Source organism: Gaiella sp., from assembly GCF_035558935.1.
Classification (GTDB): Bacteria; Actinomycetota; Thermoleophilia; order Gaiellales; family Gaiellaceae; genus Gaiella.
In genome coordinates this window covers 1-10,685 of record NZ_DATMBZ010000007.1, presented here as the reverse complement: position 1 = coordinate 10,685, position 10,685 = coordinate 1, and the positions used below count along the sequence as shown (strand labels likewise).

Below are 10,685 nucleotides of genomic sequence, written 5' to 3'. Positions count from 1 at the left end.
CGGCGGCCGCCGATGAACGCCGACCGGGCCGCCGCGACGAGCTCCGCTCCCCGCGCATCCAAGCGGTCGCCTAGTTACAGTCTGCGGCCCCGCTTGAGCTCCCAGGCGCGCTGGTTCAAGGTCTTCCGCGACACCGCGTCGTAGTGCCGCAGCGAACGACCCGCTATGCGCAACTCCGCGGCCTCGGCGACGAGCCCATTGCATACGAGGTCTGCCGCCGTCGCATCGACCGCATCGAGCGCCTCCTCGAAGCGGCCGTCGTCTGCGAGCCGGATCGCGTCGTCGCGGACGCGGGCCGACCGCAGGATGAGCACCTCCTCACGCACCACGGTGTCGGCGGGGACGGCGGCCGCCTCGGCCGCGGAGACCGCGTTCGCGACCACCGGGATCGTGGTCGTCCGCTGCTCGATCGTCTCCCCCACGGACGTGAACCGCAGCACGAGCTCCGCGACGACGCACGGGCCGAGCGCGGCGAGGTGGGGGATGCGGAGCTTGAGCACGACGCGCCGGCGCTCGCCTGCGTACGCGTCGCCGAGCTCGATCTGAGCGCCGCCCTCGACGGCGAGCGACGGATAGTCGTTCAGAACGCCGAGGAGTCCGACCGCAGGGCCGGGACGCACGTCGAGCGTCACGTTGTGAGCCACGACCCGCGTGAGGCCCTCGAGCTCGCGCGCGAAGATCCCCGGCGCGTCGTCGGGCGTCGCGGCGAAGTGCGTGTTGCCGCCGCCCGCGTCCGCCATGTCGCGGAGAAGATCCTCGTCGAACGCCTCGCCGAAGCCGATCGTCGAGGTCGAGACGCCCTCGAGCCGCGCCCGGCGCGCCATGCCGACGAGGTCGGCACGGTCGGTGATGCCCTCGTTCGCCAGCCCGTCGGTGAGGAGGAGGATCTTGCGCGGCCCGTCGGCGGGTGCGTCCATGAGCTCGCCGAGCCCTCGCAGCCACCCGCCGGAGAGGTTGGTCTGCCCGCCCGGGCCGATCGAGGCGATCGCGGCGCGGATCCGGTTCGCGTCGACCGGGGCGCGCGGAACGAGCAGGCGCACGCGCCCGTCGAACGCGACGAGCGCGAGCTCGTCGGCCGCCCGCAGGCGCTCGGCGAGCCACCGTGCGCAGCGCCGCGCGACGGCAAGCTTCGGCCCGGCCATCGACCCGGAGCGGTCGAGCACGAGCGAGAGGCGAAGCGGGGGCCGGCCGGCCTCTGCCGGCAGCCCGGGCACGGCGAGCTCGACCAGCGCGTGGAGCTCGTGCTCCTGCTCGACGGCGAGCACCGAATGCTCGAGGCGGACGGACGTCTGGAGGTGATCGGTGTCGTTCTGCATGGAAAGAGGTCAGCCGTGAGCCCGGTCGTGCTTACGGCCGTTGCTCCCGCGGCGCGGCTTCAGCCGCGCCGCTGCATTCAGCCAGCTCCCGCCGCCGCCGCTGCAGTCGGGCGCCCTGCTCGAGGCGGCGTAAGATCGCGGCGATCCCGCGGTGACTCTTCCGTCGATGACCGATGACGACGCGCGCGACGCCCACCTCCTGGAGGACGGCCACATCGACCGGCTCCTCGCGAAGTACCACCCGGTGATCCTGGGCCGGTGCATCGCGCGCACGGACGTCCGCGACGGCGAGGACGTCGCCCAGGACGTCGAGTTCCGCCTCTTCCGCGAGTTCCAGGCGGGCAAGCGGTATCCGGGCATTCCGTACCGGGTGGTCGTGCACAACGTGATCCGCTGGACGCTCGCCGAGCACTTCCAGGGCCGAGCCACCGACGTCCCGCTGCCGGAGGGCTGGGAGCACGGCGACGGCGGCTTGGGCTTCGAGCTGGAGCTGGTCGACCGCCTCTGGATCGCCGACCTCGTCGAGCAGCTCCCCCCAGTCGAACGCGACGCCTGCACACTCGTGTACATCCAGGGGATGAGCCCCGCGCAGGCGGCCGCCGAGCTCGACACGACGCCGAACAACGTCCATCAGCGGCTCTTCCACGCGCGACGGCGCCTGGAGGAGATGATCGACGGCGATGGCTGACGTCGACCGCCTCTTCGACGAGTTCGCGGCCGCGTACGTCCGCGGCGAGCAACCGGACATCGGCGCGTCCCTGGCGCTTGCCGGCGACGGGGCGGACGAGCTTGCGCGCCTGATCGACGCGTTCCTCCGCGTCGCGCCGGCGCCGGAGCCCCGCGACGACGACGTCGCGGTGATGCACGCGCGGCTTGGAGGCGAGCCCGGCCTCCTCGCCCTCCGAAAGCGCCGCGCCAGGAAGGTCGACGAGGTGGTGTCAGATCTAGCCGAGCTGCTCGAGGTGGACGACATCGCCCGCCTCCGGCGCTACTACCAGCGGCTCGAGGGCGGCACGCTCGACCCGGGTCCCGTCGACCAGCGCGTGTGGGACGCCCTGCGCGACCTCTTCGTCACGAACGTGCGCGCCATCGTGCGGCCGGTGACGACGCCGACCGGGGAGAGTGCGATGGCCTACTACCGCCGTGGCGGTCCACCACGGCCACTCGAGAAGCGCTCGCCGATGATCCTCTCGGCGTCGGCCTCCGAACCACCCGCGCGCGACGCGCCGGAACGAGACGAGCTCGATCGCCTCTTCCTCGGCGACGACTGACCGAGAGTAGGGAGGGCGGCTCGGCAGAGCCGCCCTCCGTCCCTCCCCCTGGTGGTGCTGTTACGCGGTCCCTGGCCGGTTCCGCCGCACGGCAAACCCCGCCGCCGCGATGATCAGCCCCGCGCCTGCGAGGCCGCCGATCGCCGCCGCGGTGCCCGGATCGACCGACGGCAGCTCGAAGCTCGTGCCGGAGTCGACCGGTGCGGGTGTGCCCACGCCGCGCTCCACGAGAGTCGCCTCGTCGTGGACCGCCGGAGTCGGCTGCTGCTCGATGCCGCGTGCGGCGAGCGTCGACTCGTCGGGCCCCGGGATCGAGACGCCGATCCCGCGTGCCACCGCGGACGTCTCGTCGTGCACCGCGGGCCCCGCGATGTCGCGACCTGTCGTCGCCTCGTCGTGTGCCGTGATCGCCGTTGCGATCGCCGGGTCGACTCCGCGTGCCGCGAGCGTCGCCTCGTCGTGCGTCGGTGCGGCGAGCATGCTCGCGGTGCCCGCCTCGCCGTGGCCCGGAGCGACGACGGCGGCAACCGCAGCACCGCCGCCCGCGCCCTCCTCCATGAGCTGGCCCGAAGCCGTCGAGACCGCCACCGCTGCCGACGCCGAGGCGGCGGCGACGGTGAGCAGGATCGCCTCGCGGATGCCGTGCCCTTCGAAGTCGGGGTCGTCGAGCGCGCGCTCGAGCTTCGCCCTGTCGAACGACAGCAGGACCGCGTCCGATTCCATCCGATCGAGCAGCGACTCGAGGTCGCCACGCTGCCACTGGACGCTGACGTCGGTCGTCTCGATGCCACCGTTCGCGGGCCGCGCCACGTCGAGGATGAGGTCGAGCGGCTCGTCCGCTGCGAGCGCCTCCTCGATCTCGTCCCGTCCGATGGTTGCCGTGACGCCCGGGTCTCCCCCCAGCTCGGGCGCGTCGACGAGCATCGCCGTCATGCTCGTCCCCATAGGTGCCTCCCTTCGTGGGTTCGCCGCCGAACGCGGCTCATCCTCTGGACGACCGAGGCGGCCGCGATCTTCCGCGGATTGTTCCACGCGTCACAAGGAAATGGAACCCGCCCCGAGAGACGGACGTGGCCTCAGCCTCGCCCGTCTTCCTCGATCCCCTCCTCGGCGAGCCACGCCTTGGCCACGCGCTTCTGCGCCCGCGTCAGCCAGGCCTCCGCGACGAGGTCGCGCAGCTCCTCGCGGTCGATCCGCCCGAGCGACGGAATCCGCATCAGCACTGCCGAGTAGCCGTTCCAGTGCGGCGTGGTGAAGAAGACGCCGCGGTCATCGGCGAGCATGATCTCCTTCTCGCCGAGGTCGGCCACGCGGAACACGAGCACGTCGTCCAGCCGCTCGCCGGTCTCCGGATCGACCGCGTCCGGCCGACGGGTGCGGTGGAAGCAGAAGAACTTGCCGTGAACGGAATAGGTCGGCCGCCCGTCGTCGGAGACCTGTTTCTCCGCCTGGGGCATCGCGAGCGCGAGCTCGTCGAGGTCCTTCATCGTGGCCACGCCGCCAGTCTGCACGACGGAAGGCCCGCCGCGAACATCGGCCGGTCCGTCGGCCGAACGGACGATGGCCGCACGGGACGCCTCTCCGTAGCGTCGGACGCAGATTCCCGTCCCGGCCGAAGCAGACCGGGGCGAACCACGTTGCCGAAGGAGGGACATGTCAAGACCAATCGCTGCGCTCGCCGCCGTCACGGCTGCAGCGCTCGCGCTCGTCGCCGCGAGCGCGGGGCCCGCCGTCGCCGCGCCGACCGCCCAGCTGGGCTCGAACACGATCGAGGCGCCGGGCGGCCCGGTGCAGCTCCGCTCGGAATGGCTCAGCCAGGGCCCCGGCTGGTCCGGGTGCACGGCAGCAGGCGGGAACCTCCACTGCTACACGCCGAGCGACATCCGTCAGGCCTACGGCGTCGACCAGCTCCCGGAGAGGGGGGAGGGACAGACGATCGTCCTCGTCGACTCCTACGGCGACCCGCGCGCGGCCGACGAGCTCCAGACCTTCCACGACACCTTCTTTCCGACCCTGCCGGACCCGAGCTTCGAGCAGGTCTTCCCGCTCGGCAATCCGCAGCTCGAGAACGGGAACCCGAACGCAAACGGCCAGTCGGGGCCGGGCTCGGCCGCCGGCTGGGCGGTCGAGGCGGCGCTCGACGTCCAGTGGGCGTACGCGATCGCGCCGAAGGCGCACATCGTCCTGCTCGCCGTCCCGCCGGCGGAGACACTCGGCGTCCAGGGCTTCCCGAACATCTTCAAGGCGATCGGCCAGGCGATCGACGCCTACCCGGCGGGCACCGTCTTCTCGATGAGCCTCGCCGCGGCCGAGCAGACCTTCGGCGGCGCGGCCGCGACGCAGACCGCCCGCTTCGACCAGGTCTTTCAGAAGGGCATTGCGAAGGGCGACTCGTTCTTCGGCGCGTCCGGCGACTTCGGCACGGCGAACCAGTCGAAGCAGCAGAAGGACACGCGTCTCTTCCCGTTCCCGACCTCGGAGTGGCCGAGCTCGAGTCCGTACGTGACGTCGGTCGGGGGGACACAGCTGCAGTTCGGCTGGACGTGGAGCCCGCAGAGCGATGTGGCATTCAACGCCGACGGGAGCTTCAACCACCCGTACTTCAACGCGGCCAATGCGCCCGGCAGCTCGAGCACGACGAACGTCGTCTGGAACGAATCCTGGCTCCCGGCCGCCACCGGAGGCGGGCCGAGCGTGATCTATCCGCTGCCCAGCTGGCAGAGCGCCGTCCAGTCGGTGATCGGCGGCGACCACCGCGGGCTTCCGGACGTGAGCTGGAACGCGGCCGTCAACGGCGCCGTGCTCGTCGACCTGCAGTCGTTCCTTCCCGCCGACCAGCAGGGCTTCTATCTCGTCGGCGGCACGAGTGCCGCAACCCCGCAGGTCGCCGCGCTCAGCGCGCTCGCGAACGAGCGTCGCGAGTCACAGGCGAAGTCGCCGCTCGGCAACGTCGGTCAGCGGCTCTACTCGCTCGGCAGCGGGGCATTCACCGACGTCGTCCCGGTGCACCAGGGCGCCGCCGGCGTGATCAGCGGGAACCTCGACTCGAACACGATGTTTTCGTACAACGGCGACGGCAACCCCGTCACCGTGGGCTCCATCCCCGGCTGGCCGACGCTGGCCGGCTGGGACATGACGACCGGGTTCGGCACCCCCTGGGCGCCGAGCTACGTGGCCGCGCTCGCTGCCTCGTAGCGCACGTGTGCGGGGGCGCGGCTGCCTGCGCCGAGCCCCCGTGCAGGTAGCAGTCCGGGATGCCGTCCTCTCCTTCGGCATCCCGGACTTGCGACCCATCGGCCGGCCGCGCGATAGCGTCGTGACACACGAGCTCACGCGAGAAGGAGATCGCATGTCCGACGTCATGGTCACCACGATGAACGACCTGCCCGGCTACCGCGTCGCCGAGGTGTACGGCGAGGTGTTCGGCCTCACGGTGCGGAGCCGGAACATCGGCTCGGACATCGGTGCGAGCCTCAAGGGCCTCATCGGTGGCGAGGTGAAGGGCTACACGAAGATGCTCGCCGACAGCCGCCTGCAGGCGGTCGACCGGCTGCGCGACGCGGCCCGCGAGACCGGCGCCAACGCGGTCATCGCGATGCGCTTCGACTGCAACGAGCTCGGCTCGAACATGACCGAGGTCGCCGCGTACGGCACCGCGGTCTCCGTCCAGCGGGCCTAGCGGGCAAGAGCGCCCGTCAGGCCGCCTCCTGGAACGCCGGCTCGTCGCTTGGCGCCCGCAGCTGCTCCCGGTGCCCGCGCATCGAGACGACCGCCACGACGGCGCCCGCCAGGGCGATCGCGGCCGCGACCTCGAGCCCACGCTGGAAGCCGTGGACGAACGCGACAGGCTGCGTATCGCCCGCTGCGAGCGAGGTCGAGGTGACGTGAGCGACGATCGCGCCGGTGATCGCGATCCCGAGCGAGCCGCCGACCTGACGCATGCTGTTCAGCACCGCTGAGCCGACGCCCGCCTGGTCGCGTGGCACGGAGCCCATCGCCGCGGCCGTCGTCGGCGTCATCGTCAGCGCCATGCCGACGCCCATCACGACGAGGCCGGGGAGGATCTCCCAGTAGCTCGACCCGGTCCCGAGCCGCGCGAAGAGCACGAGCGAGAGAGCCAGCAGCACCATCCCGCTCGAGGTCAGCCAGCGCGAGCCGACGCGGTCGACGACACGGCCGACGAACGGCGCGAGCACCGCGATCAGGATCGTCGCGGGCAGGAAGCTGGCGCCCGCCTCCACCGGCGAGTAACCGAGGATCTGCTGGACGTAGAGCGACACGTAGAAGAAGACGCCGAACATGGCGAGCGCGACGAGGAGCATCGCGACGTTCGCGCCCGAGAATGTCGCATTGCGGAAGAGCGTCAGGTCGAGCATCGGCCGGCGCTGTCGCAGCTCGAGGAGCACGAACGCCGCGAGCGACACGGCCGCCAGCGCGAATGCGCCGAGGATCCGCGTCGAGCCCCAGCCGTGGGAGTTCGCCTCGATCAGCGCGTACGTGAGCGCGAACAGCCCGACGCCGGACGTCACGAGCCCAGGCACGTCGGGGCGCTGGTCGCGCGAGGTGTCCCGCGACTCGTCGATGAACGCGTACGCGGCGGCGATCGCGACGATCCCCACGGGCACGTTCACGAAGAAGATCCAGCTCCAGTCGACGTGCTCGGAAAGCAGCCCGCCGACGAGCGGCCCGATCGCGAGCGCGAGCGCCGAGACGCCGGCCCAGATGCCGATCGCGGTTCCGCGCTGCCGCGGCGGGAACGTCGCCGTGATGATCGACAGCGTCGCCGGGTTCATCATCGCCGCCCCGATTCCCTGGACGACCCGCGCGCCGATCAGCACTTCTGCGCTTCCCGCGAGGCCGCACGCGAGCGAGGCCAACGTGAAGACGACGAGGCCCGCGACGAACACGCGTCGCCTGCCGAGCAGGTCGGCGAGCTTGCCGCCCGTGAGCATCAGCGCCGCGAACGTCAACGCGTAGCCGGCCACGACCCACTCGAGCTCGGACAGCGAGAGCCCGAGCGACTGCTGGATCGACGGCAGCGCGACGTTCACGACCGTGTTGTCGAGCATGATCATGAACAGCCCGAGCGACACCGCCCCGAGCGTCCACCACCTCCGCCGCTCTCCACCGAACAGTCCGCCGTCGAGTGCCGTCGTCTCCACGCCATTGCCTCCCTCGAGTCGCTTCTCTGTCGAGGGTTGCTGCAGCCCGAAGGGCTTCACCGGGTGGCGAGCCGACCTCCTGGGGTACGGGCAGCCCTACTCCGGCGGCCCGGGCGTGGCTTCAGCCTCGCCGGTCTTGCGGGTGCTGGGGCGTGGCTTCGGCCCCTCTTGGTGCGCCCTACACGAGCCGATGCTGCGTCGCCCACCGCGCGAGCTCGTGCCGCGTCGACAGCTGGAGCTTGCGCAGGACGTTCGACACGTGGCTCTCCACCGTCTTCACCGAGAGGTGCAGGCGCGCGGCGATCTCCTTGTACATGTAGCCGCGCGCGATCAGCTGCAGCACCTCCCGCTCGCGCGGCGTGAGCTCGTCGAGCTCGGCGTCGCCGCCGACCTGCTCGCCTGCACGGAACGCGTCGAGCACGAAGCCCGCGAGCCGTGGCGAGAAGACGGCGTCGCCCGTCGCGACCCGCTCGATCGCGGCGGCCAGCTCCGGGCCGGAGATCGTCTTCGTCACGTAGCCGCGCGCGCCCGCGCGGATCACGGCGATCACGTCCTCGGCCGCGTCCGAGACCGACAGCGCCAGGAACTTCACGCCCGGCCGCTCCGGCGCGACGGCGTTGATGATCGCGTCGCCGCTCCCGTCGGGCAGGTGCACGTCGAGGAGGACGACCTCCGGGTCGAGCTCGACGATCAGCGGCACAGCCTCGGCGACGCTGCCGGCCTGCCCGACCACGTCGACCGCGTCGCCGAGCTCGGCCCGGACACCCGAAAGGAACAGGTCGTGATCGTCCACGAGCACGACGCGGCGCTTCACGACGACTCCCTCGGTAGGTGGAGCTCGACCTCGGTCCCGCCGCCGACGCCGGAAACGATCGTCGCGCGACCGCCGGCGCGCTCCATCCGCCCCTCGATCGACTGGGCCAATCCCTTGCGGTCGGTGGGCACCGCCGCGCGGTCGAACCCAGCGCCTCGATCGCGCACGAACACGCTCACCGCGTCATCCGTCACCTCGAGGTACACGTCGATCTCCTCGACGCCCGCGAACTTGGCCGCGTTCGTCATCGCCTCGCGCGCCGCGAGAACGAGCGCCTGCACCGACGCGTCGACCGGGCAGTCGCCGGCGCTCGCGAGCTCGATCCGCACGCCGTGGAGCTCCTCGACGTCGCCCGCCGCCGCCTCGAGCGCCGCGACCAGCGAGGCGGTCTCGTCGCCGAGCGGCTGGTCGCCGTAGAGCCAGCCGCGGAGCTCCCGTTCCTGCCTGCGGGCGAGCGACGCGACGCGCCGCGGATTCTCCGCGTCCCGCTGGATCAGCGCCAGCGTCTGCAGCACCGAGTCGTGCACGCGCGCAGCCACGTCCGACCGCTCCTCGCTGCGGATCCGCGCCGTGCGCTCGACGTCACGCTCCATTGCGAGTCGCCAGACCCAGGGCCCGCCGATCAGGAGCAGCGCACCGGCCACGGCGCCGGGCGCGAGCAGCGCGGTCGAGGTGCCCCCGTCCGAGAGCAGCACCACCGCTCCCAGCGCGGCCAGGGCGATGCCGCCGTACGAGAGCGGAGCCTCCGGGTGGAAGCTGCCGCCCTGGCGCCACGCGAGCGCGAGGCCGGCGGCGATCAGCGCGATGCCGGTCACCGAGCGACCCGAGAAGCCCAGCGCGCCGAGCAGCGCGCAGCCCGCGAGGAACGCGGCGAGGCCGGCGATCCACACGCGCTTCCCCTCCGCCCATGCCCAGAGAGCGAGGTACAGGAGGATCCCGGCTCCGCCGGCCAGCGCCAGCAGCGCGAAGACGAGCCGGACGAGCGTGGCGTCGACCGCGAGGGTCTGCGCGATGCCCGCGCAGACCCCCGCGATCACCCGTTCGTCCGAGCTCGGCGCGAATGCCCGCAGCGACATCGGGCCTCATCGTACGGCGCGCTCGACGTGGAGCGATCCCACGCCGACGTGCGCGTCGAGGACGAGCACGCGGGCGCCGGTCCCGCTCACGTCCACGTCGGCGTTGCGGCCGTCGTCGTGTGCGTCGAGGACACGGACGTCTCCGATCTGCGCTTCGCCGTGCGCGCGGAGCGCGACGCCCTGGGGAACGATCACGTGCAGGTCGCCGACGTCGACGCGGGTTTCGAGATGCGTCTCTCCGACGGGGAGCTGCAGCCGGCTCAGGTCGAGGTCGAGCGTGCCGATCCCGAGCCGGTAGCTGTCGTCGAGCTCCTGCGCGCTCGTCACGACGTAGTCGCGATCGCCGATGCCTCGTCCGACGTGGACGTCGAAGACGGCTGCGAAGGCGGCGGCTGCCGCGACGAGGATCGCGAGGAACACGGCGAACGCGATCGCGAGCCGGCGGAAGAAGCGCCGTACGCGACGCGAGTCCTCGGCCGCGAGCTCCTTCGCGTCGGCCGACGCCGTGGCGGCAGGCTGCCGCGTGATCCAGAGGATCAGGCCGCCGGCGATCAGGAAGAGCCACCAGGCGTCACCGCCGGGCCAGAACACCGCCCGTGAGAGCAGGATCGCGCCCGCGACCGCGAGCAGGCCGAGCCCGATCAGGGGCCACGGCCGGTCCTGCCGGTTGCGGAGCGCCGCCGTGGCGATCGAGTCCTCCTTGCCCTCGTCGGGCATCACGAGCGCGGCGGCCGCGTAGATGAGGATGCCGGCCCCGCCGAGGAGGGTCAGGACGACGAAGCTGACGCGGAAGACAGCGGGATGGATCTCGAAGTAGCGAGCCAGGCCCCCGCTGACGCCGGCAAGCATGCGATCCGACCGGCTGCGCTGCAGGCGGCGGATCTCGGGGATATGTGTGGTTGTTTCGCTCATGTCTCCAGGATGGCGCCGCCCCCTCCGCGACACCATCCGGAATGACCCTGAGCCGACCCTGACCCGGCCCTCTGTCCCGCAAGGGACTGACCCCCGTGCAGCGTCGCCTCCCGAGAGCGACGGGACACCCGGAG

General features: G+C 71.9%; 11 protein-coding genes. 4 read left to right on the top strand and 7 right to left on the bottom strand.

What is annotated here, in order from left to right; genetic code table 11:
• Positions 1-74 precede the first annotated feature (74 nt).
• Positions 75-1,316, bottom strand: coding sequence for a vWA domain-containing protein (locus VNM44_RS00880; RefSeq protein ID WP_325621583.1), 1,242 nt, complete (start codon positions 1,314-1,316; stop codon positions 75-77).
• Between the two features lie 166 nt (positions 1,317-1,482).
• Between VNM44_RS00880 and VNM44_RS00875 the strand changes: the two genes are divergently transcribed.
• Positions 1,483-2,004: an RNA polymerase sigma factor gene (locus VNM44_RS00875; RefSeq protein ID WP_325621581.1), complete on the top strand. Its 522-nt coding sequence runs from the start codon at positions 1,483-1,485 to the stop codon at positions 2,002-2,004.
• Positions 1,997-2,587 carry a hypothetical protein gene (locus VNM44_RS00870; protein WP_325621579.1) on the top strand — a complete coding sequence of 197 codons (591 nt, stop codon included), beginning with the start codon at positions 1,997-1,999 and terminating at the stop codon, positions 2,585-2,587. The genes VNM44_RS00875 and VNM44_RS00870 overlap by 8 nt, the downstream gene beginning before the upstream one ends.
• A gap of 60 nt (positions 2,588-2,647) precedes the next feature.
• Here the strand turns inward: VNM44_RS00870 and VNM44_RS00865 are convergent, their stop codons facing one another.
• Together VNM44_RS00865 and VNM44_RS00860 are read right to left on the bottom strand one after the other, a co-directional pair.
• Entirely contained in the window at positions 2,648-3,520 is an 873-nt protein-coding gene (locus VNM44_RS00865) for a hypothetical protein (RefSeq protein ID WP_325621577.1), read from the bottom strand.
• 143 nt (positions 3,521-3,663) lie between these two features.
• Complete coding sequence (locus tag VNM44_RS00860) at positions 3,664-4,074, bottom strand: MmcQ/YjbR family DNA-binding protein (protein WP_325621585.1); 411 nt, start codon at positions 4,072-4,074, stop codon at positions 3,664-3,666.
• Between the two features lie 166 nt (positions 4,075-4,240).
• On the opposite strand from VNM44_RS00860, the gene VNM44_RS00855 reads away from it, so the two are divergent.
• Both VNM44_RS00855 and VNM44_RS00850 read left to right on the top strand, forming a co-directional pair.
• Positions 4,241-5,782: a S53 family peptidase gene (locus tag VNM44_RS00855; protein ID WP_325621575.1), complete on the top strand. Its 1,542-nt coding sequence runs from the start codon at positions 4,241-4,243 to the stop codon at positions 5,780-5,782.
• A gap of 154 nt (positions 5,783-5,936) precedes the next feature.
• On the top strand, positions 5,937-6,266 hold the full coding sequence (locus VNM44_RS00850) for a YbjQ family protein (RefSeq protein WP_325621573.1): 330 nt from the start codon (positions 5,937-5,939) through the stop codon (positions 6,264-6,266).
• A 16-nt stretch (positions 6,267-6,282) separates the two neighbouring features.
• On the opposite strand, the gene VNM44_RS00845 is transcribed toward VNM44_RS00850, so the two are convergent.
• The 4 genes from VNM44_RS00845 to VNM44_RS00830 all read right to left on the bottom strand — a co-directional run bounded on the left by VNM44_RS00845 (position 6,283) and on the right by VNM44_RS00830 (position 10,551).
• A complete protein-coding gene (locus VNM44_RS00845; RefSeq protein ID WP_325621571.1) occupies positions 6,283-7,749 on the bottom strand; it encodes an MFS transporter in 1,467 nt (488 codons plus the stop codon).
• Between the two features lie 178 nt (positions 7,750-7,927).
• Complete coding sequence (locus VNM44_RS00840) at positions 7,928-8,563, bottom strand: response regulator transcription factor (RefSeq protein ID WP_325621569.1); 636 nt, start codon at positions 8,561-8,563, stop codon at positions 7,928-7,930.
• Positions 8,560-9,639: a PspC domain-containing protein gene (locus VNM44_RS00835; protein WP_325621567.1), complete on the bottom strand. Its 1,080-nt coding sequence runs from the start codon at positions 9,637-9,639 to the stop codon at positions 8,560-8,562. Before VNM44_RS00835 ends, VNM44_RS00840 begins: the two co-directional genes overlap by 4 nt.
• A gap of 6 nt (positions 9,640-9,645) precedes the next feature.
• Positions 9,646-10,551, bottom strand: a complete 906-nt coding sequence (locus VNM44_RS00830) for a PspC domain-containing protein (protein ID WP_325621565.1) — start codon at positions 10,549-10,551, stop codon at positions 9,646-9,648.
• Positions 10,552-10,685: the final 134 nt, after the last annotated feature.

Bases quoted from the DNA above. Each gene is read 5' to 3' on its own strand.
- VNM44_RS00870 (WP_325621579.1), top strand. From the start codon at position 1,997: ATGGCTGACGTCGACCGCCTCTTCGACGAGTTCGCGGCCGCGTACGTC.
- VNM44_RS00850 (WP_325621573.1), top strand. From the start codon at position 5,937: ATGTCCGACGTCATGGTCACCACGATGAACGACCTGCCCGGCTACCGC.
- VNM44_RS00855 (WP_325621575.1), top strand. From the start codon at position 4,241: ATGTCAAGACCAATCGCTGCGCTCGCCGCCGTCACGGCTGCAGCGCTC.
- VNM44_RS00865 (WP_325621577.1), bottom strand. From the start codon at position 3,520: ATGACGGCGATGCTCGTCGACGCGCCCGAGCTGGGGGGAGACCCGGGC.
- VNM44_RS00875 (WP_325621581.1), top strand. From the start codon at position 1,483: ATGACCGATGACGACGCGCGCGACGCCCACCTCCTGGAGGACGGCCAC.
- VNM44_RS00835 (WP_325621567.1), bottom strand. From the start codon at position 9,639: ATGTCGCTGCGGGCATTCGCGCCGAGCTCGGACGAACGGGTGATCGCG.
- VNM44_RS00830 (WP_325621565.1), bottom strand. From the start codon at position 10,551: ATGAGCGAAACAACCACACATATCCCCGAGATCCGCCGCCTGCAGCGC.
- VNM44_RS00860 (WP_325621585.1), bottom strand. From the start codon at position 4,074: ATGAAGGACCTCGACGAGCTCGCGCTCGCGATGCCCCAGGCGGAGAAA.
- VNM44_RS00880 (WP_325621583.1), bottom strand. From the start codon at position 1,316: ATGCAGAACGACACCGATCACCTCCAGACGTCCGTCCGCCTCGAGCAT.